This is a genomic window from Nonomuraea fuscirosea, assembly GCF_003001935.1.
Taxonomy (GTDB): domain Bacteria; phylum Actinomycetota; class Actinomycetes; order Streptosporangiales; family Streptosporangiaceae; genus Nonomuraea; species Nonomuraea fuscirosea.
This window is the reverse complement of record NZ_PVNG01000023.1, coordinates 1-25,430: the sequence shown is the minus strand read 5'-3', so window position 1 is coordinate 25,430 and position 25,430 is coordinate 1. Positions and strand designations below refer to the sequence as shown.

Annotated in this window: 22 protein-coding genes; 14 read left to right on the top strand and 8 right to left on the bottom strand. The window is 70.6% G+C overall.

The window, feature by feature from the left end; genetic code table 11:
• Window positions 1-51 precede the first annotated feature (51 nt).
• The gene (locus B0I32_RS42000) at window positions 52-1,005 is read left to right on the top strand and encodes an ABC transporter substrate-binding protein (RefSeq protein ID WP_106249236.1); all 954 of its coding nucleotides are present in this window, start codon (window positions 52-54) and stop codon (window positions 1,003-1,005) included.
• A gap of 14 nt (window positions 1,006-1,019) precedes the next feature.
• On the opposite strand, the gene B0I32_RS41995 is transcribed toward B0I32_RS42000, so the two are convergent.
• Window positions 1,020-2,093, bottom strand: a complete 1,074-nt coding sequence (locus B0I32_RS41995) for a PLP-dependent cysteine synthase family protein (RefSeq protein ID WP_106249480.1) — start codon at window positions 2,091-2,093, stop codon at window positions 1,020-1,022.
• Between the two features lie 248 nt (window positions 2,094-2,341).
• Here B0I32_RS41995 and B0I32_RS41990 point away from each other — a divergent pair, with 248 nt between their 5' ends.
• Window positions 2,342-2,932 (top strand): sigma-70 family RNA polymerase sigma factor, encoded by a 591-nt coding sequence (locus B0I32_RS41990; protein ID WP_181308389.1) that lies wholly within the window; start codon window positions 2,342-2,344, stop codon window positions 2,930-2,932.
• A gap of 19 nt (window positions 2,933-2,951) precedes the next feature.
• Here the strand turns inward: B0I32_RS41990 and B0I32_RS41985 are convergent, their stop codons facing one another.
• Both B0I32_RS41985 and B0I32_RS41980 read right to left on the bottom strand, forming a co-directional pair.
• Window positions 2,952-3,896, bottom strand: a complete 945-nt coding sequence (locus B0I32_RS41985; RefSeq protein ID WP_181308387.1) for a sensor histidine kinase — start codon at window positions 3,894-3,896, stop codon at window positions 2,952-2,954.
• Window positions 3,897-3,915: 19 nt separating this feature from the next.
• Entirely contained in the window at window positions 3,916-4,755 is an 840-nt protein-coding gene (locus B0I32_RS41980; RefSeq protein WP_106249231.1) for a DMT family transporter, read from the bottom strand.
• Between the two features lie 90 nt (window positions 4,756-4,845).
• Between B0I32_RS41980 and B0I32_RS41975 the strand changes: the two genes are divergently transcribed.
• From B0I32_RS41975 to B0I32_RS41960, 4 genes are all read left to right on the top strand, one after another.
• Window positions 4,846-5,424: a helix-turn-helix domain-containing protein gene (locus B0I32_RS41975; protein WP_106249230.1), complete on the top strand. Its 579-nt coding sequence runs from the start codon at window positions 4,846-4,848 to the stop codon at window positions 5,422-5,424.
• Between the two features lie 206 nt (window positions 5,425-5,630).
• Window positions 5,631-5,936 carry a hypothetical protein gene (locus tag B0I32_RS41970; protein WP_106249478.1) on the top strand — a complete coding sequence of 102 codons (306 nt, stop codon included), beginning with the start codon at window positions 5,631-5,633 and terminating at the stop codon, window positions 5,934-5,936.
• Between the two features lie 30 nt (window positions 5,937-5,966).
• Window positions 5,967-6,761 (top strand): polysaccharide deacetylase family protein, encoded by a 795-nt coding sequence (locus tag B0I32_RS41965; protein WP_106249228.1) that lies wholly within the window; start codon window positions 5,967-5,969, stop codon window positions 6,759-6,761.
• Window positions 6,762-6,904: 143 nt separating this feature from the next.
• Window positions 6,905-7,558, top strand: coding sequence for a DUF2461 domain-containing protein (locus B0I32_RS41960; protein WP_106249227.1), 654 nt, complete (start codon window positions 6,905-6,907; stop codon window positions 7,556-7,558).
• Window positions 7,559-7,775: 217 nt separating this feature from the next.
• On the opposite strand, the gene typA is transcribed toward B0I32_RS41960, so the two are convergent.
• A complete protein-coding gene (typA, locus tag B0I32_RS41955; RefSeq protein ID WP_106249225.1) occupies window positions 7,776-9,629 on the bottom strand; it encodes a translational GTPase TypA in 1,854 nt (617 codons plus the stop codon).
• Between the two features lie 187 nt (window positions 9,630-9,816).
• On the opposite strand from typA, the gene B0I32_RS41950 reads away from it, so the two are divergent.
• The 4 genes from B0I32_RS41950 to B0I32_RS41935 all read left to right on the top strand — a co-directional run bounded on the left by B0I32_RS41950 (window position 9,817) and on the right by B0I32_RS41935 (window position 14,365).
• Window positions 9,817-10,560, top strand: a complete 744-nt coding sequence (locus B0I32_RS41950; RefSeq protein ID WP_181308385.1) for an AMP-binding protein — start codon at window positions 9,817-9,819, stop codon at window positions 10,558-10,560.
• A 52-nt stretch (window positions 10,561-10,612) separates the two neighbouring features.
• Window positions 10,613-13,036 carry a LuxR C-terminal-related transcriptional regulator gene (locus B0I32_RS61170; RefSeq protein ID WP_106249222.1) on the top strand — a complete coding sequence of 808 codons (2,424 nt, stop codon included), beginning with the start codon at window positions 10,613-10,615 and terminating at the stop codon, window positions 13,034-13,036.
• 74 nt (window positions 13,037-13,110) lie between these two features.
• A complete protein-coding gene (locus tag B0I32_RS41940) occupies window positions 13,111-13,494 on the top strand; it encodes an AMP-binding protein (protein ID WP_106249220.1) in 384 nt (127 codons plus the stop codon).
• Between the two features lie 118 nt (window positions 13,495-13,612).
• Window positions 13,613-14,365 carry an alpha/beta hydrolase gene (locus B0I32_RS41935; protein WP_245956367.1) on the top strand — a complete coding sequence of 251 codons (753 nt, stop codon included), beginning with the start codon at window positions 13,613-13,615 and terminating at the stop codon, window positions 14,363-14,365.
• 199 nt (window positions 14,366-14,564) lie between these two features.
• On the opposite strand, the gene B0I32_RS41930 is transcribed toward B0I32_RS41935, so the two are convergent.
• Together B0I32_RS41930 and B0I32_RS41925 are read right to left on the bottom strand one after the other, a co-directional pair.
• On the bottom strand, window positions 14,565-15,998 hold the full coding sequence (locus B0I32_RS41930; RefSeq protein WP_106249219.1) for an aldehyde dehydrogenase: 1,434 nt from the start codon (window positions 15,996-15,998) through the stop codon (window positions 14,565-14,567).
• Between the two features lie 126 nt (window positions 15,999-16,124).
• Entirely contained in the window at window positions 16,125-19,148 is a 3,024-nt protein-coding gene (locus B0I32_RS41925) for a M14 family metallopeptidase (RefSeq protein ID WP_245956366.1), read from the bottom strand.
• 202 nt (window positions 19,149-19,350) lie between these two features.
• On the opposite strand from B0I32_RS41925, the gene B0I32_RS41920 reads away from it, so the two are divergent.
• Window positions 19,351-20,247 (top strand): VldE C-terminal domain-containing protein, encoded by an 897-nt coding sequence (locus tag B0I32_RS41920; protein WP_106249217.1) that lies wholly within the window; start codon window positions 19,351-19,353, stop codon window positions 20,245-20,247.
• A gap of 19 nt (window positions 20,248-20,266) precedes the next feature.
• On the opposite strand, the gene B0I32_RS41915 is transcribed toward B0I32_RS41920, so the two are convergent.
• The gene (locus B0I32_RS41915) at window positions 20,267-21,574 is read right to left on the bottom strand and encodes a GH1 family beta-glucosidase (protein WP_181308383.1); all 1,308 of its coding nucleotides are present in this window, start codon (window positions 21,572-21,574) and stop codon (window positions 20,267-20,269) included.
• Between the two features lie 90 nt (window positions 21,575-21,664).
• Between B0I32_RS41915 and B0I32_RS41910 the strand changes: the two genes are divergently transcribed.
• Window positions 21,665-22,303 carry a TetR/AcrR family transcriptional regulator gene (locus tag B0I32_RS41910; RefSeq protein ID WP_106249214.1) on the top strand — a complete coding sequence of 213 codons (639 nt, stop codon included), beginning with the start codon at window positions 21,665-21,667 and terminating at the stop codon, window positions 22,301-22,303.
• Window positions 22,304-22,318: 15 nt separating this feature from the next.
• On the opposite strand, the gene B0I32_RS41905 is transcribed toward B0I32_RS41910, so the two are convergent.
• Window positions 22,319-23,242 carry an aldo/keto reductase gene (locus B0I32_RS41905; protein ID WP_106249212.1) on the bottom strand — a complete coding sequence of 308 codons (924 nt, stop codon included), beginning with the start codon at window positions 23,240-23,242 and terminating at the stop codon, window positions 22,319-22,321.
• A 119-nt stretch (window positions 23,243-23,361) separates the two neighbouring features.
• Between B0I32_RS41905 and B0I32_RS41900 the strand changes: the two genes are divergently transcribed.
• Both B0I32_RS41900 and B0I32_RS41895 read left to right on the top strand, forming a co-directional pair.
• Entirely contained in the window at window positions 23,362-23,721 is a 360-nt protein-coding gene (locus tag B0I32_RS41900) for a MerR family transcriptional regulator (RefSeq protein ID WP_106249211.1), read from the top strand.
• Window positions 23,722-23,757: 36 nt separating this feature from the next.
• Window positions 23,758-25,203, top strand: a complete 1,446-nt coding sequence (locus B0I32_RS41895; protein ID WP_245956365.1) for a penicillin-binding transpeptidase domain-containing protein — start codon at window positions 23,758-23,760, stop codon at window positions 25,201-25,203.
• Window positions 25,204-25,430: the final 227 nt, after the last annotated feature.

Genomic DNA, 25,430 nt, shown 5'->3' with positions numbered 1-25,430 from the left:
GGCTAAGGCTTACCTAATTTAGGTTTGCCTTACTTTGAGGAAGAGGTACTCATGAGACCGTCGCGCCTGTTCGCCGTAGCGCTGCTGATCACGGGTCTGGCCGCCTGCGGTTCGGCGGAGCCGGCCCCGAGCGCCGAGCCCTTCAGGACGGTGCGGCACGCGATGGGCGAGACGGTCATCCCGGCGAAGCCGCAGCGGGTGGTGGCGCTCGACCAGAGCTTCGTGGACGCGGTGCTGACGCTGGAGACGCCGGTGGTGGGGTACACGACGTACCGCTCGATCGACTCGAAGCTGCCCGGCTACCTCGGCGCGGTCGCCGAGCGGCATGGCAAGGAGGCGACTCCGGTCGGCACCCTGGAGGAGCCGAGCCTGGAGAAGGTCATCGCGCTCAAGCCCGACCTGATCGTCTCGGCCAAGGTGCGGCACGAGGCGCTGTACGACAAGCTCGCCAAGATCGCGCCGACCGTGTTCAGCGAGACCACCGGGGCGATCTGGAAGGACAACCTGCGCCTGATGGGCCGGGCCCTGGGCAAGGAGGACCTGGCCGAGACCCGGATCAAGGAGTACGAGCAGCGGGCGGGCGCCATCGGAGCCGCGATCAAGGCGAAGGAGGGCGAGCTGCCGACGATCTCGATCGTGCGCTTCGCCGGCGAGCCCACGACCCGGCTGTACGTGGAGAACTCCTACTCGGGCGTGGTCATGAAGGACGTCGGCTTCCCGCGTCCCGAGGGGCAGCCGGCCGAACAGGACGCGATCGCGGTCGACGTGAGCCAGGAGCGGATCGCCGACCTGGACGCCGAGCACATCTTCGTGGCCACCTACCCCGACCCGGCGAGCGACGGGCCGAAGGAGAAGTTCACCGCCAACCCGCTGTGGGACCGGCTCAAGGGGACCAAGCACGAGGTCGGCGACCTGACCTGGATGAGCGCCGTGGGCATCCAGGGGGCGCACGCGATCCTGGACGACGTGGCCGAGCTGTTCGGCGTCGACCCGGCCAGGCCCTGACCCGCCGCTCGGCTCTAGCCGGTCAGGAACGCGCGCAGTTCGGCCAGGTGAGGGGCCACGTCGAGGCCGTTGGCGGCCAGCCAGCGGGGGTCGCCGTACGTGCCCTTGTACCGGTCCCCGCTGTCGCACACCAGCGTCACGATGCTGCCCCGCTCGCCCGCCGCGCGCATCTCCGCGACCAGCTCCACACAGGCCGCCAGGTTGGTGCCGGTCGAGCCCCCGACGTCGAGGCCGGTCACCTCGCGGGCCCAGTGCATGGCCGCGATCGAGCGGGCGTCCGGCACGGCGATCATGCGGTCGATCACCATGGGCTGGAACGAGGGCTCCACGCGGGGGCGGCCGATGCCCTCGATGCGCGAGCCGGGAGCGGTGAGCGTGCTGTCGCCCGAGGTCCAGCTGGGGTAGAAGGCCGAGCCCTCCGGGTCGACGACGGCCAGGCGGGTGGCGTGCCGGCGGTAGCGGATGTAGCGGCCGATGGTGGAGGAGGTGCCGCCGGTGCCGGCGCCGACCACGATCCAGGCCGGCTCGGGATGGGGCTCCATGGACATCTGGGAATAGATGGATTCGGCGATGTTGTTGTTGCCGCGCCAGTCGGTGGCCCGCTCGGCGTAGGTGAACTGGTCCATGAAGTGGCCGCCGGTCTCGGCGGCCAGGCGGTGAGATTCGTCATAGATCGTGCCAGGGTCGTCGACCAGGTGACACTTGCCGCCGTAGAACTCGATGAGGTGGATCTTCTCCGGTGACGTGGACGCGGGCATGACCGCGATGAAGGGCAGGCCGAGCAGCCGGGCGAAGTACGCCTCGCTCACGGCGGTCGATCCGCTGGACGCCTCGACCACCGTCGTTTCGGGGCCGATCCAGCCGTTGGCCAGGCCGTACAGGAAGAGGGAACGAGCAAGTCGATGTTTGAGTGAACCGGTTGGGTGCACCGATTCGTCTTTCAAGTAGAGGTTTACTCCCCAATGCGAGGGCAGCGGAAAGACGTGCAGATGAGTGTCGCAACTTCGATTGGCGTCGGCCTCGACCTTGCGGATGGCCTCAGCCACCCATCGGCGTGCACCCGCGTCGTGGCGGTCCACGGAAATCATGCTCATACGCTATCCCATGTGACTCTCGCCACTATTACTGCAAGATTGGATAGGTAGTGTTATGATAACGATACTTGTCCCGCCGTGGACGTGATAACGCACGCCGCGAGCAGTAGGACGAACCCCCCTTCTGATCAACGCGGAACCTCCCTAACGCGTCCCTTACCTGGGTCTTGCGATGATGGAACCGCTATCAGGCGGCTTGTGCCGAAACGGGGGATAGCGCAAGGGGGAATGAATTGATCACCATGACCGATGAGCAGCGTCAAGACTGGTTCGAGCGCGATGTCGTGCCCGTGACCTCGCAGCTTTTCGCCTCCGCCATGCGCCTGACCCGTAACACCGCGGACGCGGAGGACCTGGTGCAGGAGACGGTGGCGAAGGCGTACACGTCGTACCACCAGTTCCGCGAGGGCACCAACCTCAAGGCGTGGCTGCACCGCATCCTGACCAACAACTTCATCAACGACTATCGCAAGAAGCAGCGCTCGCCCAAGCTGTCCGCCGCCGAGGACATCGAGGACTGGCAGTTGCACGCCGCCGAGTCGCACAGCTCGTCGGGGCTGCGCTCCGCCGAGACGGAGGCGCTCGACCGGCTGCCCGACAGCGTCGTGATGAACGCCCTGCGGTCCCTGCCCGAGGACTTCCGCGTGGCCGTCTACCTGGCCGACGTGGAGGGGTTCGCGTACAAGGAGATCGCCGAGCGCATGGGCACGCCCATCGGGACCGTCATGTCGCGGCTGCACCGGGGGCGGCGCCAGCTGCGGGTGATGCTGGAGGAATACGCCCGCGAGGAGGGCGCCGTGCGCGTCCCCTTGCAGGCCCAGCACGCCGCCTGACCTTCTGGTCCGGGGTCGTCTACGCCTCCGTCCGGAGATGGAGGCGGACGCGTAACCCGTCGTCCTCCGTGCGCAGCTCCACCAGGTCGCAGAGCTGCCTGCTGATCCAGAGCCCGTATCCCCGTGGGGATTCGGGCTCCGGTGGTATGTAGCCCGGTAAGGGGTCGTCGAGGGAGCCGCCGGGGTCGGTGATCTCGCACACGACCTCCCCCTCGGCCGGCCACATCGTGATCGTGCCGTACCCGGCGCCGTGCTCGACGCTGTTGGCGGCGATCTCGGACACGCTGATCACCAGCGAGGTGATGAGGTTGCCGTCCATGCCGGCCGCCCTGGCGTAGTCGCCGACGCTCTGACGCAGCCGTTTCAGCTCCCGCGCGGTGAACCGGATCGTCTCGGCCCGGCTCGCCGGCGCGGGCAGGGGGACGCGGTCGTGGTCGAGGACCAGGTCGTGCGGCTCGACGAACCGGGTGCTGGTCACCTCACCGTCCGTGCTCAGCAGCACCGGATGGTTGATCGCGCTGAAGTCGCGTACCAGGTCGGGGACGTGGCGGAGGTCGTACAGGCAGAGCATGGTCGTGGCGGCCGGGCGGAGCGCGGCGTTGAGCACGGACTCGTAGCGGATCAGCTCCCTGATCTCGCGCTCGCTCCTGCCGGTCCACACGGGCTCGCCGACCACGAGGGTGCGGCGGCCGCGCGTGTACTCGTGATAGGCGGCCAGCGTCCGGTACGGGTGGCCGTACCAGGAGGTGGAGACCCGGCTGTCGATCCGGCCCGCGTCGCGGCCCAGGGCCTCGGCCAGCAGGGACAGCTTGGCCGCGCAGGTGACGACCAGCACGCGCCTGCCGTCGTCCAGGGCGGAGCGGACGCGCGGCGCGATCAGGTCCACGAAGGACTCGTCGGAGTCGTACGGCACCGCGACGTGCTTCAGTGACTCCTCATCGGAACGTGCCCGCTCACGGCGCACGGGCGAAACGTAGCAAGCGCTAGAGGGGCTGCGCAACGGCTATGAGCGCCACCGAGGCGAGTGCGCATAGGACGCCGCCGAGTTGCACCGGCCGCAGCCGCTCGCCGAGCACGCGGTTGGCCAGCAGCAGCGTGCTGGCCGGATAGAGCGAGACCAGCACGGCGACCAGGCTGAGCAGGCCGTCCTGCTGGGCCAGCAGATAGAGCACGTTGGCCGCCATGTCGAGCACGCCCGCGGCCACGATGATGTGCAGCGACCCCGGGCCCGGTCTGAGCGCGCGCCGCGTGAGCAGCGCCAGCAGGGCCACCATGCTCACCGACGACAGGCGGGCGCCCACCAGCGGCCACAGGCCGGACTCGTGCGGCGCCATGGACAGCAGGATGAAGAACCCGCCGAAGCCCGCGCCCGCGGCCAGCGCGACCAGCACAGAGGCGAGCGAGCCGCGCCCGCCGCCGGACTTGTCCTGACTCACCAGCAGCACCGAGCCCAGCGCCAGCGCCACGCCGACCAGCGCCCACGCCCGCGGGCGCTCACCGGCGGCCAGCCCGAAGACCACCGGCAGCGCGGCCGAGGTCACCGCCGTCGTGGGCGCCACCACCGACATGACGCCGGTGGCCAGCGCCCGGTAGAAGAGCACCAGCCCGGCCGCTCCCGACAGCCCCGCCGCCAGGCCCCAGGCCAGGGCCGGATCGCTGTAGACGCCGGGCAGCAGCGGCAGCAGGCCGAGGATCAGCGCCAGGCCGGCGAGCTGGGAGAGCGTGACGACCGACAGCACCTGCGCGCGGCGGGTGGCCAGGCCGCCGAAGAAGTCGGCGGTGCCGTACACGATCGCGCAGGCCGTGGCCAGGATCACCGTCACCGGGCATCCTCTCAGTTCACTGTGTTGCACTGTTGGTACAACAGACAGAGTACAGTGCGTTGCACTCTTCCTTCACTAGACTGAACTCCCATGGAAGATCCGGAGATGATCACCCAGGCCATCGCCAGCAACGTGCGCGCCCAGCGCGCCCACCGCGGGCTGACCCTCGACGCGCTGGCCGCCAGGTCGGGCGTGAGCAGGGGCATGCTGGTCCAGGTGGAGCAGGGCCGGACGAATCCGAGCGTCTCGACCCTCACCCGGATCGCCTCCGCGCTCGGCGTCACCGTGGCCAGGCTGGTCGAGGTCTCCGACGTGCCGGTGGTGCGGGTGGTGGACAAGGCGGACGTGGTCACGTTCGACCAGGGGGACGTACGCGCGCGGCTGCTCGTGGGCGCGGACGTGCCGATGATCCTCGAACTGTGGGACTGGCGGCTCGCCCCTGGCGAGCACCACGACGGCGACGCGCATCCGCCCGGCACCCGCGAGATGCTGACCGTCCTGGCTGGGGAGCTGACCCTCACCGTCTACGGCAAGAGTTACCTGATCGGCGAGGACGACGCCGTGCTCTTCACCGCCGACCGGCCGCACGTCTACGCGAACAGGGGCGAGCGGGACCTCAGGTTCGTCATGGTCGTCGCCGAGCCGCGTGAGACGCACGAGCCCGCCTGAGCCGGCCCCCGTCCTGGCGACCTCGCCGGGGGCGCGTATTCACCCCTGACCAAAAACCGGGAACGCCCCCCTGATCACCCGGTGGAGTTTCATGATTACTCCATGTCTTGGACGGCTGATGCCCGTTGCTGGGTACATCCCTTGTGTACGGCGGGCCGCTCCCAGCGGTCGTCCGCAGATGTCGCGACGTCGGCAGGGGGTGGCGGGTGAGTGAGGCCCGAGCGGCGACGGAGAAGCTCCAGGCCGAGCTGCATGGTCTGGGCGTCACCTGCGCCTACGAGGTGGGCGACGACGAGACCATCTCGGTATGGATCGGCCTGGTCGTGCGCTACAGGGATGGTTTTTACCGCTGGCAGGAAGGGCCGGTGAAACGTCGGCATCTGGGCACAGATCCGGTCGGATGTGCCATGCGCGTGGCGCGCCGCTACCAGGAATTGCAGACGGATATCCCAATCTGGTGGGACGACCTGGCCAGGGAGCTGCGGGGGGCACCGGTCCAGGATTATCCGTAGGCCCCCGCATGCGGTGCTTCGGGGGGAAGAATGCGCGTATGGGCCTTGCCGCTGGCCCTGCTCGCCCTGGTGAGCTGCGTCACCTTGTCGGTGCCGCGCATACAGCAGCAGTACGTGGTGCCGGTCGTGCCGCTGACGCGCGCCGTCGTCGATCCCGACTCGCTGGCCAAGAGGCTGATCTCGATGCAGGCCGGCTGGCCGCGTAGCCGCAGGTTCGACTGCGCCCGGATCAAGTGCGTGGCCCTGACCTTCGACGACGGCCCCGGCGAGCACACCGGCCGGCTGCTCGACGAGCTGGGCCGGCGTGACGTCAAGGCCACGTTCTTCGTCATCGGGCAGATGGTGGCCGCCGACAAGGGCGGCCACACCGTGCGGCGGATCGTGGGCGACGGCCACGAGATCGGCAACCACTCCTGGAGCCATCCGGCGCTCGCCGGGCTGCCGGACGAGGCGGTCAAACGCGAGCTCAGGCACACCGAGAACATCGTGCAGCGGCTCACGGGGGTGCGGATGCGGGTGATGCGGCCCCCGTACGGGTCGACGGACGAGGCCGTGGCGGCCGAGACGCGCCGCGAGGGGCTGGCGCAGATCCTGTGGAGCGTGGACACCCTCGACTGGCGCGACCGGGAGACCGCGACCGTGGTCAAGCGCGCGAGCCAGGCCAAGCCGGGATCGATCGTGCTGATGCACGACATCCACCGCACGACGGTGGACGCCGTGCCGGAGATGCTCGACCGGCTCGGCAGGAAGGGCTACACGTTCGTCACCGTCTCCGAGCTGTACGGCAGGACACCCGCGCCGGGCCGCAAGTACACCGAACGCTGACGCTGACGCGGGCGCCGGGCGCCGGTAGACCGAACGCTGACCAGGCCGCCGGGTGCCGGTATACCGAACGCTGACCAGGGCGGGAGCGCGTCGAAGGCCGACCGGGGCGCCGGGCCGCCCGCGCGGCGTGGGACCCTGGTCACATGGGTTTCACCGGCTTCCCCGACGAGGCGTTCATCTTCTACGAGGGGCTTGAGGCGGACAATTCGAAGACGTACTTCGCGCAGCACAAGGAGCTCTACGAGCAGGCCGTGCGGGCGCCCATGCTGGCGCTCACCGACGAGCTGGCGGCGGAGTTCGGCCCGGCCCACCTCTTCCGGCCGTACCGGGACGTGCGCTTCGCCAAGGACAAGTCGCCGTACAAGACGCATCAGGGCGCGTTCGTCGAGGTGATGCCCGGCATCGGGCTCTACGTGGAGCTCAGTGCGGCCGGGCTGCTGGCGGCGGGCGGCATCTACTCGACCGCCTCCGACCAGGTGGCCCGCTTCCGCGCCGCCGTGGACGAGGACCTGACGGGCAAGCCGCTGGAGTCGATCGCGGCCGCGCTGGCCGCCGAGGGGTACGAGCTGCGCGGCGAGCGGCTGAAGACCAGGCCGCGAGGGTTCGAGGAGGACCACCCGCGCATCGACCTGCTGCGGCACAAGTCGCTCTACGCGGCCAAGCGGTTCGAGCCGCGGGAGTGGGTGCACACGGCGCGGGCGCGGGCCCGGGTCGAGCGCACCTGGCGCGCGGCCGGGCCGCTGGTGGAGTGGCTGTCCGCGAACGTCCGCGGCAGCGAGCTCCCCCGCCGCCGCTGACCCGCCCCACGCCACGCCACGCCACGCCGACAGGCTGACCCGGCCCACGCCGGCAGGCTGACCGCCGCAGGCCGGCAGGCTGACTCGCCCCACGCCGTCAGGCTGACCCGCCGCGGGCCGGGAACGCCCGCGGCCGGGCCGAGGTCTTCTCGCGCGTCTCAGCGCGAAGGCCGCGTTCCGCCCGCATGCAGCGGGCCGAACGCGGCCTTCGGCGGAGTCAGCTTCCGCGCTTGGCGCGGGCGGCGGCGCGGCCCCGGACGGAGGCGTCGAGGACGACCTTGCGGATGCGCACGTGCTCCGGCGTGATCTCCACGCACTCGTCCTCGCGGATGAACTCGAGCGCCTGCTCCAGCGACAGGACGCGCGGCGGGATCACCTTCTCCGTCTCCTCACTGGTGGAGGAGCGCATGTTGGTGAGCTTCTTCTCCTTGGTGATGTTGACGTCCATGTCGTCGGACCGGGAGTTCTCTCCGACGATCATGCCCTCGTAGACCTCGGTCGTGGGCGAGACGAACAGCGTGCCGCGCTCCTGGAGGTTGAGCATGGCGAACGCGGTCACCGGTCCGGACCTGTCGGCCACCAGCGAGCCGTTGTTGCGGGTGCGCAGCTCGCCGAACCACGGCTCGTAGGAGTCGAAGACGTGGTGCACCAGGCCGGTGCCGCGGGTCTCGGTGAGGAACTCGGTACGGAAGCCGATCAGGCCCCTGGCCGGCACCACGAACTCCATCCGGATCCAGCCGGTGCCGTGGTTGGTCATGTGCTCCATCCGGCCCTTGCGCACCGCCAGCAGCTGCGTGACCGCGCCGAGGTATTCCTCGGGGCAGTCGACCGTCAGCCGCTCGACCGGCTCGTGCACCTTGCCGTCGATGGTCTTGGTGACCACCTGCGGCTTGCCGACGGTCAGCTCGTAGCCCTCGCGGCGCATCTGCTCCACCAGGATGGCCAGCGCCAGCTCGCCGCGGCCCTGCACCTCCCAGGCGTCGGGCCGGTCGGTGGGCAGCACGCGCAGCGAGACGTTGCCGACGAGCTCCTTCTCGAGGCGGTCCTTCACCATGCGGGCGGTGACCTTCGAACCCTTGACCTTGCCCACCAGGGGCGAGGTGTTGGTGCCGATGGTCATGGAGATGGCCGGCTCGTCGACCGTGATCAGCGGCAGCGGGCGCGGGTCGTCGGGGTCGGCCAGCGTCTCGCCGATCATGATCTCGGGGATGCCGGCGATGGCGATGATGTCGCCGGGTCCTGCCTCCTCGGCGGGCTTGCGCTCCAGCGCCTCGGTCATGAGCAGCTCGGTGATCTTGACGCGCTGGATCGAGCCGTCGGTGCGGCACCAGGCCACCTGCTGGCCCTTGCGCATGACGCCCTGGTGGATCCGGCACAGCGCGATGCGGCCGAGGTAGGAGGAGGCGTCGAGGTTGGTGACGTGGGCCTGCAGCGGCGCGCTCGGGTCGAAGGTGGGCGCCGGGATCGTCGACTTGATGATGTCGAACAGCGGCTCGAGGTCCTCCGAGTCGGGCATGCCGCCGTCGTCGGGGCGCGCCATGGAGGCCCGGCCCGCCTTGGCGGAGGCGTAGACGATCGGGAAGTCGATCTGCTCCTCCGTGGCGTCGAGGTCCATGAACAGCTCGTAGACCTCGTCCACGACCTCCTTGATGCGGGCGTCGGGCCGGTCGACCTTGTTGATGCACAGGATGACCGGCATCTTGGCGGCCAGGGCCTTGCGCAGCACGAACCGGGTCTGCGGCAGCGGCCCCTCGGAGGCGTCGACCAGCAGCACCACGCCGTCGACCATGGACAGCCCGCGCTCGACCTCGCCGCCGAAGTCGGCGTGGCCCGGGGTGTCGATGATGTTGATGGTCATGCCGCCGTGCTTGACGGCGGTGTTCTTGGCGAGAATGGTGATGCCCTTCTCGCGCTCCAGGTCGTTGGAGTCCATGACCCGGTCGTCGACGTCCTGGTTGGCGCGGAACGCCCCGGACTGCCAGAGCATGGCGTCGACGAGCGTGGTCTTGCCATGGTCGACGTGCGCGATGATCGCGATGTTCCGCAGGTCGTCGCGGCTGTTCAAAGGCATGATGACGTCTCGCTCTGTGTTCGGTGGGGGCGGCCGCGCGAAGTCGCGACCTCATAAGTCTAGTTGATCCCCTCAGATGGCAGGAGCGGGACGACGGGGCCCGCCCGTACCTGTTCATGACCGGCTACATAGCCGGTTGCACATTCTTGCGCATGGCAGGGACGGCCAGGCTCTTTACATTGAGCGCATGACCTGGACTGAGCTGGTTATGTCCGCTGCTCCGACGCAGGGCGATCAGCCGGCGGTGAGCGACGTCAGGACCGGCGACGTGCTGTCCTACGCGGCCTTCGCGAGACGGGTCACCCGCGCCGCGGCGGGCCTGCGCGCGCTCGGTCTGCGTTACGGCGAGCGGGTGCTGGTCGACGTCCCCCAGGGCGCCCATCTTCCGGTGGCGGTGCACGCCGTGGCCTGGGCCGGCGGCACCGCGGTCCTGTCGGCCTCGGGGGCGTCCCGCTTCATGATCGCGCACGAGGGGCACGACCCCGCCGAGGCCAAGGTCGACCAGGTCTTCTCGTTCCTGCCCGCGCCTGGCGCCAGGCCGTTCGGTGAGCTGCTGTCCAGCGGCGCCGTCGAGTTCGGGCCGCTCGCGGGGCCCGCGCTCACGCTCGACGGCGAGCGGTTGCTCGACAACACCGAGCTGACGACCGACCTGCGCAGACTGGCCACCCGGCTGGTGATCGCCAAGGACGACGTCCTGATCAGCGCCGTCAGCGAGCCGTTCCGCGGGCTGCGGGTGATCGATTTAGCCATGATGTCAGGCGCCCACGTCGTGGTCGCCCACGAGCCGAGCCTGGTCGGCTGCCGCGTGCTGGCCCAGGAGCGCCGGGCGACCGTGGTCGTGGCCCCGTACGACCTGGCCAGAAGGCTGCTCGGGAATCCGGTTCTGCGCGTCGTCGACGAAAGGGCGGTCGTGAGCTCGCTTGGCCTGTGAAAAGTGCGACACTGTGGAAGAGCGTGATCCTTCCGCGACGCAGGGTGAGCACATGCCAGAGACCCCCCGGCACAACCTTCCGGCGGAGCCCAACCGCTTCGTCGGGCGCGAGCGTGACCTCGACGACCTGCACGACCTGGTCGGCGACACGCGCGTGGTCACGTTGTGCGGCGTCGGCGGGATCGGCAAGACCCGGCTGGCGCTGCGGGTCGCCGCCCGGCTCGTGCCCGCCTATCCCGACGGCGTGTGGCTGGTCGAGCTGGCCAGGTTCGGCCGGGCCGAGCTGGTCGAGCAGGAGATCGCCCGCGTGCTCGGCGTGCGCGAGGAGGCCGGCCGGCCGCTGCTCGGCACGGTCACGGCGCGGCTGCGCGAGCAGCGCTGCCTGCTGCTGCTCGACAACTGCGAGCACCTGGTCCACCGGTGCGCGGAGGTGGTCGCGGCGCTGGTGGCGGGCTGCCCGTCGCTGCGGGTGCTGGCCACCAGCAGAGAGCCGCTGCGCATCGCCAGCGAGCTGATCTGGCGGGTGCCGCCGCTCGACCTGCCCGACGAGGGGGCCGCCGACGCCGAGTCCGTGCAGCTGTTCATGGACCGCGCGACCGCCGCCGGCACCAGGCTCGACGGCGCCAGCCTGGCCGACGTGGTGCGCCTGTGCCGGGCGCTCGACGGGCTGCCGCTGGCGATCGAGCTGGCCGCGGCCCGCACCAGCCTGCTCAGTCCCGGCCAGATCGCCGACCGCATCGACGACCGGTTCTCGCTGCTCACCACCGGCGGGCGTACCGCCCCGGCCCGCCAGCGCACGCTGCTCGGGGCGGTGGAGTGGAGCTACGACCTGCTCGCGGCCAAGGAGCAGGTGCTGCTGCGCCGCCTGTCGGTGTTCGCCGGCGACTTCGACCTCCTGCTGGCCGAGCAGGTCTGCGCCGAGCGGCCCATCGCCGCGAACGAGATCGTCGAGCTGCTCGGCGGCCTGGTGGACAAGTCGCTCGTGCTCTGCGACGAGGGCCGCAGGCGCTACCGGCTGCTGGAGACCATCAAGCGTTACGCGCTCGAACGCCTGCGCCAGGCCGGCGAGCGGGAGGTCCTGCGCGAGCGGCACCTGCACGTGCTCTGCGCGCTGCAGGAGCGCCACTTCGCCACCGAGGTGGTCGAGCCGGGCGTGCCCTGGCCGCGCAGGTTCGAGGCGCTGATCGCGAGCCGCGAGCTGATCGACGACCAGCGGGTGGCGCTCGAATGGGCGGCCGAGTCCGGTGACGTGCTGCTCGGCCTGCGCCTCTGCCAGACCAGCACGGGGCTGCTGCCGCTGGGCGGCAACCTCAGGGAGATCGTCGGCTGGATCGAGCGGCTGCTGTCGCTCGACACGACCGGCGTGCCCGCCGAGCAGATCGCGCACGCCATGGCCTACCTCGCCTACGGCCTGGAGGCGAAGGACGAGCTGAGCCGGTCGCTGGAGACGGCCAGGCGCAGCCTGGCCGAGATGGCGCCCGACGACGACTTCCCGCGCTGTGTCATGCACAACCTCGTCGTCGTGGTGCTGCTGCGCATGGGCCGCGCGGAGGAGGCGGCGCACCACGCCGAGGAGGGTCTGACCGTCGCCACCCGCTCCGGCGACCGGTGGAACCAGGCGGCGAGCCTGGCCGGGCTGTCGGCGGTGGCGCTGGTCCGCGGCCGGTTGCGCGAGGCGCAGCGGCACGGGGAGGAGGCGCTGGCGCGGGCCGGTGAGCACGGCCACCGCTGGCTGATGGCCAGGACCGCGGTCCAGCTCGGCGCGGTGGCCGAGGCCAGGGGCGACCTGGCCGCCGCCAGGACCCGGTACGAGACGGCCGTGCCGTGGCTGAGCGAGCTCGGCAGCGACCTCGAACTGTCCCGCTGCCTGGCCAGGACCGGCCGGGTCGCGGCGATGCTGCACGAGTTCGGCAGCGCGCGCGAGCGGCTGGCGGCCGGCACGGACATCGCGCGGGCGACGGGGCAGCGCCAGGCCGTGGCCCGCTGCCTGGTGGGGCTGTCGGTGCTGGCCGAGTGCGAGGGCGACCTGGAGGGGGCGGTGCTGGCCGCCGCCGCGGCCGCCGGGCTGCGCGAGTCGATCGGGCAGCACTCCGCCACGACGAGGTTCGAGGAGCTGCTCGGGCGGGCCAGGACGAAGCTGGGCGACGGCCGTACGACCTCGTTGTGGTCGCGGGGGCGGGCGATGTGCCCCGACGTCGCCGCCCGCCGGGTGCTGGCGGGCGAGCGGCTGCCGCCGAAGGCGGCGAAGGCGCCGGTGACGGCCGAGCCGGTCAGGCACTCGGTGCTGACCGCCCGCGAGCAGGAGATCGCCGGCCTGCTCACCCGCGGCTTGTCGAACCGGGGCATCGCGGGTGAGCTGGTGATCAGCCCCGCGACGGTCGCGCGGCACATCGCCAACATCATGGAGAAGCTCGGCTACACCTCCCGCGCGCAGATCGCGGTGTGGGCGGCCGAGCGGTCGAGCGGCTCCGGGTAGGCGCACGCTTCTGCATAGGGATCTGCATATTCCGCCCCATGTGTGCCTGAGATGCCCTCTTTACGGTGGGCCCCATGGATCAGCGCATCGTGATGGTGGACTCGGGCACCGGCCTGAAGCTCACCGAGGAGCAGCTGGACGAGAGGTCCGCGGTCGCGGCCGTCCGGCTGCGGCACAAGGGAGTGCGCGCTGGAGACACCGTGCTCATCTGCCTGCCCGTCGGCCCCGACCTGCTGGTGGCGACCCACGCGGTGATCGCGGCCGACGGCGTCGCCTGGCCCCTGCCGGTCGATCTCGACCAGGCCACGCTGCGGGACCGCATCCAGGAGAGCGCGGCCCGGGTGATGATCTCCAACGTCCAGCGGGCGCTCGACGCGGCCGAGGAGTCGCGGGTACGGATCGTGATGAGCGTCGCGGAGCTGAGCGGCGCATCGCCGTCGTGCCCGACGGGCCGCTGACCACGAATCGAGGCGGTCGGGCGCGGAAGAACCATGACAGGCGCGGTCGGGCGCGGGAGGACCACGACCGGGGTGGCCGGGCGCTGGGGAAAGGCGGTGCGACCATAAGCTCGATCCCATGCCTTTCGCGCCCAGCTTCCCCGTCATGCTCAGAACCGAGGACGGGGTCCGCATCGACGCCGCGCACACGCCGTCCGCCCGTACGGACGTCGGCATCGTCGTGGCGCACGGTTTCACCGGTTCGTGGCGGGAGCGCACGGCGCGCCGCATCGTGCACGTGCTGAGCGGGTACGGCGGCGTGGTCGCGTTCGACTTCAGGGGTCACGGGCGCTCCGGCGGCGAGACCACGGTCGGCGACCGGGAGATCCTCGACGTGGAGGCCGCGGTCAGGCACGCCCGCGTGATCGGCTACGCAAGGATCGCCGTGGTGGGCTTCTCCATGGGGGCCTCGGTGGCCGTCCGGCACGCCGGGCTGCGCGGCGGGGTGGACGCGGTGGTGGCGGTGAGCGGCCCGGCCCGCTGGTACTACCGGGGCACGAAGCCGATGCGCCAGGTGCACTGGGCGATCGAGCGGCCGCTGGGCCGGTGGGCGGCGCGGGTGGCCAAGCGCACGAGGATCGCCAGCGGCCGGTGGGACCCGATCCCGATGCCCCCGCACGAGGCGGCCGGCCTCATCTCGCCGACGCCGCTGCTGATCGTGCACGGGGACGCCGACGCCTTCTTCCCGCTGGATCATCCCCGGCAGTTGTACGCCGGCGCGAAGGAGCCGAAGGAGCTCTGGATCGAGCCCGGATACGGTCACGCGGAGGCGGCGGCCACCCCGGAACTGGTCCGCAGAATCGGCAAATGGATCTCTTCGAACTTTTCCTGAGTGAAAAGCGTCTACCTAGGGCGGATGGCAGGAAACCGCCGGGAGAAAGTCCCTGGGGACGGAAACCGTCGCTGCGGTGGACGTGGGACATACTGCTGTAGTCGGGCGGTTGCCCAGCGTCGCGGGGGCGCGCTGGGTGCCCATCCCGCGTGAAAGGGCCCCGCAGGGGATGCGGGGCCCTTTCCCTACGCTTCTGGAGTCAGCCCAGGCGGGCGATCGTCTTGTACTCCAGGTAGCTGTTCAGCCCCTCCGGGCCCAGTTCGCGCCCGACGCCGCTGGCCTTGTAGCCGCCGAAGGGCGCGTTGGTCTCCAGCATGAAGCAGTTCACCCCGTACGTTCCCGTACGGACCTGCCTGGCCACGTCCATGCCGTGCTCGGTGTCGGCCGTCCACACCGTTCCGGCCAGGCCGTAGTCGCTGTCGTTGGCGATGCGTACGGCGTCCGCCTCGTCCTCGTACGGGATCACCGCCAGCACGGGCCCGAAGATCTCCTCGCGGGCGATGCGCATGTCGTTGGAGACCCCGGCGAAGACGGTGGGGGAGACGTACCAGCCGCGGTCGTACGGCCGGTCGAGGCCGCCGACGACGACCTTGGCGCCCTCGTCCATGCCGATCTTGATGTAGCCCTCGACCCGGTCCTGCTGCCGCTTGGCCACCAGCGGCCCGATGCCGGTCGCCGGGTCGGCGGGGTCGCCGACGGCCTGGCCGTTGACCATGCCCGCGACGGCGTCCACGACCTCGTCGTAGCGGTTGCGGGAAGCCAGGATGCGGGTCTGCGCGACGCACGCCTGCCCGTTGTTCATCAGGGAGGCCATGGTCAGGAAACCCATGCTGGCGGGCAGGTCGGCGTCGTCCAGGATGATCGCGGCGGACTTGCCGCCGAGCTCCAGGCTGACCCGCTTGAGCTGCTCGCCGCAGACGGCGGCGATGCGCCGGCCGGCGGCGGTCGAGCCGGTGAAGGCGACCTTGTCCACGCCGGGGTGGGAGACGAGGTGCTCGCCCACCTCGCGGCCGGCGACCACGACGTTGAGCACGCCCGCAGGGAGGCCGGCCTCGGCCGCCCACTCGGCCAGCAGGTACGCGTCCAGCGGCGTCTCGGGCGCCGGCTTGAGCACGATGGCGCAGCCGGCCAGCAGCGCGGGGGCGACCTTGGTCATGGTCACGAACTGGGGCACGTTCCACGGCACCACGGCCGCGACCACGCCGACGGGCTCCCTGCGCACGGTGATCGGGCCGAACAGGCCCGGCCGCTGCTCCTCCTGCTCGAATGTTTTGCCCAGTTCGGCGTAGTACTGCAGCATGCCGAGCGGCTGCGGCGCCTGCGCGAGGTTGGAGAAGGAGATCGGCGAGCCCATCTCCTCGGTGATGATCCGGGCCATCTCGCCCTGGCGCTCGTTGTAGATCGCGGCCAGCCTGCCGATGACCTCCGCCCGCTCCGCGAACGTCATGCGCGGCCAGGGCCCGTGGTCGAACGCCTGCCTGGCGGCGGCGACCGCGCGGTCCATGTCCTCGGTGGTGCCTTCCGGCACGCTGCCCACGACCTCTTCGGTATGGGGGGAGATGACCTCTATCGTTCCGGTGCCCGCAGGGGCCACCCATTCGCCCCCGATGAACAGCTTCTCGTGCCGGCGCATGTCGTGGAGCCTCTCACTTGACCGAATGCTTGCTTGCTGCGTGCAGTCCTCATGGTGACCGAATCATGTTCTGTCCGCACGCGCAAGAGGGGCGCGGCAGCACGCGCCGCGCCCCTCACGCACATGTCAGCGACGGCCGCCGAGCAGGTGCTGCATGGACCGCTTGACCAGGTCCGCCCGCTTGGCCGGGTCGGCGATGGACTCGACGCCGAAGCCGAGGTACACGGTGTCCTCGGTCACGACGCCCGCGCCCTCCTCGAACACCTGGTCCGTGCGGAACCAGTTGTTGATCGACGGCGCGCTGCCCTCGGGCGCGGCCCCGGCGGCCCAGCCGCCCAGGTCCGACTCGAACGACGTCGTCTCCGCCGCCGCGCCGTCCAGGGTGATGGCGAAGTCGTCCAGGAAGACGCCCGCGCCCTGGGTGGCCCAGTCGCTGATGTAGGAGATGGAGATCTCGACCTGCTTGCCCGCGTACGGGGTCAGGTCGATCTTCCACTGCTGCCAGCCGGAGGAGTTGCCCGAGGCCGCGTGCCAGGCGCCGGAGCTGCCCGTCGCCTCGCAGTTCTCGCCCTGGTAGCGCTGGGTGAACGGGTGGATCGTGCGCCAGCCGCCGCTGTTCTCGGTCAGGCAGCTGTCACCGACGTCCTGCGTGGTGTGCCCGTTGGCGTCGGGCAGCGTGGTCCAGTCGTCGCCGCCCGCCGTGCGCGCCTCGACCGTCAGGAAGTCCCAGTGGAACTCGGTGTCGTACGAGGTCCAGAACGACAGGTCGCCGCTCGACTTGCCGGTCAGGTCGATGGTCCTGGTCAGCCGCTTCCAGGAGACGTCGGCGATGCCGCTGTAGACGTCCCAGGAGCCGGTGTGCGGGTCGAACGGGCCGCCGGGGCGCACCCACTTCACCGGGGCCGAACTGGCGAACCTGGGGAACTGGGCGGCGGGCAGGATGGCCGAGGTGGCCACGAACGACTGGGTGTGGTCGGGCGCGATCGTGCCGTCGAACCCGGCGAACTTGCCGGCGCTGCCCTGGAGGGCGAACGGCTGCCCGGTGGCCTGGTCGGTGCCGGCGTTGTCGAAGAAGACGTACGCGCCCAGCCAGTACTGCTGGAAGTCGTTGAAGACCGGGATGCAGGGCGGATCGTCGTCCACCGTGCACTCGGGGTTCTCCGGCTGGTCGGGCTCGTAGTAGTAGGAGCCGTTGAAGTTGGCCGCGTACGACGGGTACTTGCCCGCGTGCAGCACCTTGCCGCCCTCGTTCAGGTAGTCGCGGACGGCCAGTTCGGTGTCCACGCCGCCCTTGGAGGTGGTGCCGGGCACCTGGCCCTCCGACCTCGGGATGACGTCGTCGCCGGTCTCCCAGATCACGGCCTTGTAGTGGCTGAGCACGCCCAGCGGGTGCGGGGCCTTGCGGCCGGCCTTGTCCATGTCGTACACGTCGGAGCTGTAGCCGGCGGCCTGGAGCGCGGCGGCGTAGTCGCCGGCGTACTTGGCCTCGGTCACGCCCTGCGCCGGGCTGAGGCCGGTGACGTCCTCGGTGGCCAGCACCAGCACCTTGCCGCCGATGTCGGTGGCGACCTTATAGGTGAAGTCGGAGCTCTTCCTGCCGATCGAGCTGAACCAGACCTTGACCCTGTCACCGGCCTTCGTGCCGGTGATCTTGCCGCGCAGGCGGTGGTAGTAGCGGTCGTAGCCCGCGCCGTACCGTTCGCCGCCCTTCCACTCCGAGGTGCCGGCGGTCTTGGTGCGGCCGCCGTTGACCTGGTAGTTCAGGAACACCGGGCCGAGCTTGCGCTTGGCGTTGACCTCGACGACCTGCTCCTTGCCGTGGCTGATCTCGAACGGGTCGGTGACGAAGTCGGGCGTCCTGTTGCCCAGGTGGGTGACCGGCTCGACCGGGTTGACCGCGGACTTCGCCACGTCGAGGGCGAACGGCAGGTTCTTCTCGAACTCGGCCTGCACGAGCGCCTCGTCGTCGGGGAAGACGAAGCCGCAGCCGTCGCAGCCCTCGTTCAGCTCCGGCGTCCAGGACAGCGTCCCGTAGCGGGCGTGGGCGTGGTCGTTGGTGTCGCCGTTGGTCGTGTACAGCTCCGCGCCGAGGTCGGGGTCGAAGCCGGGCACCGCGGGCCTGACGTCGTCGCCGGTGAGCGCCTCGTAGATCGGGTTGTCGGCGGTCTCCGTGGCGATCTGGAAGCCGCTCGGGTAGAGCAGCAGCGGGCCGTAGGAGTGGTAGTTGAGCTGCGTCTCGAACTTGACCTTGCGCAGCAGGCCGTCCATGGCCCTGGTCTCCGGCTCGCTGGCCGGGCCGGCGCCGCGGAAGGTCTCGCTGCTGGGGATGCTCGACGAGCCTTCCTCGTCGTAGTGGAAGTTCGTGGGGAAGTTCCGGTTCGGGTCGACGCCGTCGCCGCCGGTGATCTGGCCGTCGCCGTTGTTGTCGCGCAGGTTCTTGCGCCACAGGCGGTTGCCCTCGGTGAAGGTGAAGTCGTAGCCGTCGGGGTTGGCCACCGGGACGAACCACAGCTCGGTCGTGTTGAGCAGGTCCCGCAGCGCGCGCTTGTTCGCGACCACGTGCTTGAGCAGCCGCATGTCGACCTCGGTCGCGATCCACTCGCGGGCGTGCTGGGTGGCCGAGTAGAGGGCGGCGGGCTTGAGCCCGTCGGGCAGCAGCCTCGCGCCGGTCGAGACCTTGGCGGCCAGGATGTCCTGGCCGCGCAGCGTCTTGCCGATGGACTGCAGCTTGACGACGTCCTTGTTGGCCGCCGCTATCGCCTTGAGCTGGTCGGCGATGCCGCCGCGCTCGGAGTAGGACTTGTAGACGGTGTAACCGCCCGCGGCCTGCGCCCTGGCGGCCTCCAGCTGGGTCTGGCCCTGCGGGTTGCGCACGGGCTCGGGCTTGTGGCCGAGCTTGGCCAGGGCGGCGAGGTCCGTCTGGGCCGCGGTCAGCTCGATGTGCTCCTTGTCGCCCTTGTTCTGCTGCTGTACGACGTCGAAGCCCTTCTCCCTGAGGGCCTGCGCGGTGCCCGGCGGGCTTTCGAGCTGGTAGAGCTCCAGACGGTCGCGGGCCGGCAGCGGATCCACGGAGGCTTCGGCCGTCGAGGCCACGAGAGAGGTGCCTAAGCCGAGGATGACGGCCGCGGCGAGGGTCAAAGTTCGAGACACGGTCTGCCCCTTCGCAGAGACGGAGAACGATCGCCATCCCAGACGGTTGGAGCGTTTCAGGCAAGGCCCAACTTTTAGGTCCGCATTAAGTCGGACAAACACACAAAACTTCGCCAAAGGGGCAGCAGTTCCGTCGTTCGGATGACAGAGATCAAGATCATCTTCTATAGTTTCGGTCCGTCTATGAGGGGAGGGGGCGGGTGTGAGGATCTGGCGGACCGCCGTTCTTGTCACCGTCCTCGCCGGGCTGGTCGGGTTGCCCGCGCCCACCCCGGCCGCGGCCGATCCCAGCCCCGCTGAGCTGCGCAGACTCACCCGGCAGGCGGCCCAGCTGAGCGAGCGCTACCGGGGTCAGATCCAGAGCCTGGAGGAGATCAGGCTCCAGGCCAAGAAGGCCACCGACACCTCGGGCGGCCTCCAGGCCCAGCTCCGCGCCGCCCAGGCCGAGGTCAGCCGGATCGCCCAGACGGCCTACATGGTCGGCCCGCTCGACAACACCCAGCTGCTCACGCCCAGCACCGACCCCACCAAGATGCTCGGGCAGGCCGCCACGATGACCTTCATGGCCAACGAGCGGGCCAAGAAGGTCGAGGCGATCAAGAAACTGATCGCCAAGTCCAACGACGCCAAGCTCAACGCCAACGAGAAGATCGAGAAGCTGCGCAAAGAGATCAGGCAGATGCAGAGCCGGCGCAAGGACATCGAGAAGCTCCTCGCCAAGTACGGCTTCCAGCAGCCCGGCGGCGCCGAGGGCCTGACGCCCCGGATGATCTCCGTCCGCGCCGAGATCATGGCCAACTTCCCGATGAAGTACGGCGTCGGCTGCCTGCGCCCCGGCGACCCCGGCGAGCACGGCAAGGGCCGGGCCTGCGACTTCATGATGTCGCCCGGCGGCACCATGGCCGGCGGGAACAACGCGGCCAACGGCGACGCGCTGGCCGCCTGGCTGATCAAGAACGGCGGCCGGCTCGGCGTCATGTACATCATCTGGAAGCAGCGCTACTACGACATCCGGTCAGGCGGCGGCTGGGACCCGATGTCCAACCGCGGCGGCGTGACCGCCAACCACTACGACCACGTTCACGTGTCGGTGTTCTGACGCTCGCCACCCCCTGTGATCACGGGTTCTGCCGCTCCAGGAACTCCTTGAACCAGCGGTAGGACCGCTTCGGCGTGCGGCGGCCGGTGGCGAAGTCCACGTGCACCAGGCCGAAGCGCTGGTGGTAGCCCTCGGCCCACTCGAAGTTGTCCAGCAGCGACCAGACGAAGTAGCCGCGCACGTCCACGCCCTCGGCCATGGCCTGCCGCATGGCGGCGATGTGCCGGTCGAGGAAGTCGACGCGGGCCTCGTCCTCGACCGTGCCGTTTTCGGTAAGTTCGTCCGGCTGGGAGCAGCCGTTCTCGGTGATGAGGATCGGCGGCAGCGCCGCGCCGTAGCGGGCCCTAAGGCCGGTCAGGAGCTCGCGCAGGCCGTCGGGGACGACCGGCCAGCCGAAGGCGGTCGTCGGGTAGCCGGTGACGCCCGCGTCGTCGAAGGGCAGGCCGGCGTCGGTCGGGGCGGCGATCCGGGTGGGGTTGTAGTAGTTGATCCCCAGAGCGTCCAGCGGGGCCGCGATGGTCTTCAGGTCGCCGTCCTGCACGAAGTCCAGGGAGCCGGTGTAGGCGGACAGGTCGGGATACTCGCCGAGCAGCACGGGGTCGTTGAACAGGCGGTTGTGCAGGATGTCGTACGCTTCGGCGGCCGCGACGTCCTCCTCCCGCGCGGAGGCCGGCCAGACGGGGGTGCAGTTGTTGGTGAGCGCCACCTGGCCCGCGCCGGCCGCCCTGAGCGCCTGCACCGCCAGGCCGTGGCCGAGCAGCTGGTGGTGGGCGGCGGGCAGGGCGCCGTTCATGAGGAGGCGGCCGGGGGCGTGGACGCCCATGGCGTAGCCGAAGGCCATGTGCACGAACGGCTCGTTGAGGGTGATCCACAGCGGGACGCGGTCGGCCAGGCGGGCGGCGACCGTGGCGGCGTACTCGGCGAAGAGGGCGGAGACGTCCCGGTCCATCCAGCCGCCGCGCTCCTCCAGCGCCTGCGGCAGGTCCCAGTGGAACAGCGTCGGCACCGGTTGCACGCCCTCGGCCAGCAGGGCGTCCACCAGGCGGTCGTAGAAGTCCAGGCCGCGCCGGTTGACCTCGCCCGCGCCCATGGGCAGCACGCGCGGCCAGGCGATCGAGAAGCGGTAGGCGTTCACGCCGAGGCCCGCCATGAGGGCCACGTCCTCGGGCCAGCGGTGGTAGTGGTCGCAGGCCACGTCGCCGGTGTGCCCGTCCCTGGTGCGGCCCGGTTCGTGGGCGAAGGTGTCCCAGATCGAGGGGCCTCTGCCGTCCTCCCGGGCGGCGCCTTCGATCTGGTAGGCCGCCGTGGCCGTACCCCAGAGGAACATGCTCGGCCTTCCTCTCACGCGAGTAAGGCTCATGTTAATCGTGCTCAAACCCCCTGACTCAAGGTCCCCGGTATACGACAGGATGGGGCCATGACCAGTACCTTGCGCCGGAGGCCAGCGCAACGCCGGAGCGTCGAGCGGGTGGAGCGGATGCTCGACGAGTGCGCACTCCTGCTCGACGAGGTCGGCTACGAGGCGCTGACCACCAAAGAGGTCGCGCGCCGCGCGGAGGTGCCGATCGGCACGTTCTACCAGTTCTTCCACGACAAGCAGGGTCTGGTCCGCGCCCTGGCGCGGCGCAACCTGGAGGCGTTCCTCCAGCGCATCGTCGAACGCATCCCCGAGGCCGCGCTCGGCCACTGGACCGACCTGGTCGACCTCGCCATCGACGAGTTCGTCGACATGAAGCGCAGCACGCCCGGGTTCGCGGTGGTGGACTTCGGCGAGGTGCTCATCGCCCCCGGCGGGCCCATCGTGGCGGGCAGCCGGCGGGCGCTCGACGGGACGCAGGAGAACAACGTCGTCGTGGCCGAGCGCCTGCGTGCGCTGACCATGGACTTCCTGGACGCCCCCATGGGCCCAGGGCTCGACCGGGCCCTGCTGGTGGCCGTCGAGGCCGCGGACGCGGTGCTCAAGCTCGCCTTCAGGGCCGATCCCGCGGGCGATCCCCGGCTCATCGCCGAGTGCAAGCAACTGGTCCACCGCTACCTGGCCGGCCACCTGTCCTGACCCCGGCCGTCCGGCTCAGCTCGGGTCGTCGAGGCGGGCGCGCAGGTCGGCGTCCAGCTTCAGGTCCGCGGCGCCGATGGCCTCCTCCAGCTGCTCCATCGTGGAGACGCCCACGATCGGGACGATGCCGTCGGCCATCAGCCAGGCCAGCACGACCTGGTTCGCGGTCGCGCCCAGCTCGCCGGCCACCTCGTGCAGCACGGCCAGCCGCCGGGCGGTGCCCGGGTGGTCGTAGATCTCCGCGATCGGCCGGTCGGGCCGCGTGTACGCGCCGAACATCAGCGTGTTGTACGCCCACAGCGTCAGGTCCGGTTCGGCGGCCAGGTAGTCGAGCAGGTCGTCGGAGACCAGCCGGTGCCCCGCCTCGGCCGGCCTGGTGCCGGGACGCGGGCGCAGATAGGTGTGACGCAGCTGGATGTAGGTGTAGGGCGTCCAGCCGTGCGCCGCCGAGACGTTCCTGGCCCGCTCCAGCCGCCACGCGGCCATGTTGCTGGCCCCGACGGCGCGGACCTTGCCGGCCTTGGCCAGCTGGTCGAACGCGCCCAGAGTCTCCTCCAGCGGGACGGACCGGTCCTCGATGTGCGACCAATACACATCGATGTAGTCCGTCCGCAATCTCCTGAGACTGCCTTCTACACCCTGCGCGACGGTCGCCGCGGACAGGCCCTCGGCCGAGTCGAGGGTGAGGTCGCCGGGCACGGTCGGCCGGGCGCCGACCTTCGTGCTGACGAAGACCCGGTCCCGTACGCCGCGGGCGGCCAGCCAGGCGCCGATGGCCTCCTCGCTCTCGTCGCCCGAGCGGCCCTCGACCCAGAACGGGTAGTTGTTGGCCGTGTCGATCATGGTGCCGCCGGCGTCGAGGAACCGGTCCAGGATGGCGAAGGTCTCCCGCGTACCGACGGTGGTGCCGAACGGAATGGTGCCGAGTGCGATGTTCATGCGCCGATCGTGCGAGCTGGAGCGCGCTCCATGTCAAGCCGCCGGATCGGACTGCTCCGGCGGGCGGGTGCCGGGATTCGGTTGACCTGGAGTGCGCTCCAGGTCGGATACTTTGAGACGTGAGCGTTTACACTCCTGCCGAGGTCGTCGAGGAGACCGGATTCAGCATCGACACCCTCCGCTACTACGAGAAGATCGGCCTGCTGGAGCGCGTCGGGCGCAACGCGGCCGGGCAGCGCCGGTTCAGCCAGGAGGACCTCGGCTGGCTCGGCACGGTGCGGTGCCTGCGCGACACCGGCATGCCCATCGCCCAGATGTTGCGCTTCGCCGAGCTGGTCCGCGCCGGCGACCACACGATCCCCGACCGGATCAAGCTGCTGGAGGAGCACGACCAGCAGGTCCAGGGTCAGATCCAGAACCTCGCCGCGCGGCAGCAGTACATCAAGAACAAGATTTCCTACTACCGAAGCGTCCTCTAGCTCCCCCTTTGCGCCCTGGCGGGTAGACCAAGATCCATGGCTGGATCGAGGGCGAGGTGGATCAACGTACCCCTGGGCCGCGTGGCCAGGGTGTGTGCGGCGATGCTCTTCGTCCTGCTGGCGCACATCACGCTCATCCAGGCGTTCGGCACGTACCCGCTCAACGCCGACCGCAGGAACGAGCGCCCGCTGATCGCCAGGTACGGCCACCCGCGCGGCGACATCCGCACCTACGACGGCACCCTCGTCGCCACCAGCCTGCCCACGGCCGCCGGGCCCTACCGGTACCGGCGCGCCTACCCGCGGGGCGAGCCGTACGCGGCGCTCACCGGGCACGTGTCGCTGCATCACTCGACGGGGATGGAACAGGCCCTGGACGCGGTGCTGTCGGGGGACGACCCCAAGGTCAGGGTCAGGTCGCTGGTCCGGCACGGCACCGTCGAAGGGGCCGACATCAGGCTGACGGTCAGGGACCGGGTGCAGCGGGCGGCCTACCAGGGGCTCGCGGCCGCGGGGGTGCCGGGGGCGGCGGTGGCGATCGATCCGGCGACCGGGGCGATCCAGGCGCTGGCCACGTATCCCTCCTACGACCCCAACGCGCTGACCACCTTCGACCGGGCGCGGCTGGAGGAGGCGGCGCGGCGGCTGCGCGCGGCTCCCGCGCGACCCCTGCTCAACCGGGCGCTGCACCGCGTCTATCCGCCCGGGGCCACGTTCCGGCTGGTCACCACGGCGGCGGCGCTGGCGTCGGGGGAGTACACGCCCACGGCCCTGGTGGACGCGCCGGCCCGGCTGCGCCTTCCAGGGACGCCGACGTACCTGCGCAATCCGGGCGACTGCGCGCACCGGCGGCCGACGCTGGCGCTGGCGTTCCGGAGGTCGTGCGACACCGCGTTCGCCGGCATCGGGCTGCAGCTGGGGCAGGACCTGCTGCGGGACCAGGCGGAGGCGTTCGGCTTCAACGGGGGCAGCCTGCGGATCCCGCTGGTCGCGGTGCCGAGCCGGTATCCGCTCGCCCTGGACCGGGCCCAGACGGCGCTGGCGGCCGTCGGGCACCACGACGACAGGGTGACGCCGCTGATGGTGGCCATGCTGTCGGCGGCGGTGGCGAACGACGGGGTGCTGATGCGGCCGTACCTGGTGGAGGAGGTACGGCTGCGGGACGGCACGATGATCAACCGGGCCGCTCCCGTGGTGTACCGGACGGCCGTGCCGCCGCTGCTGGCCCGCTACCTGGCGGCGATGATGACGATCGCGACGCCCGCCAGAGGCCTGGGGGCGGCGATCCCGGGGGTGCGGGTGGCCTCAAGGGCCGCCACCGCCGCGACCGTGCCTGGCGGCGGCGAGCACGCGCTGGTGACGGCCTTCGCGCCTGCGCGCGCGCCCGAGGTGGCGGTCGGGGTGGTGCTGGAACGGCCGGGGTCGCGGGCGGGCGCGGTAGGGGCCGTCGCGCGCGCGATGATCGAGGCGGCACTGTCCTGAGCCCCGCCGTCCGGCGCGGGACGGCGACCGGCCTGAGTCGGAGGGCGCGCGGCGGCGACCGGCCTGAGTCGGAGGGCGCGCGGCGGCGACCGGCCTGCGCCGGGTTGCGCACGGCAGCGACCGGCCTGAGTACCGGCAGGTCAGCGGTAGGCGTCGGCTTGGAGGGTGTAGAGGTCGGCGTAGAGGCCGTTGAGGGTCATGAGGGTGTCGTGGTCGCCTTGTTCGGT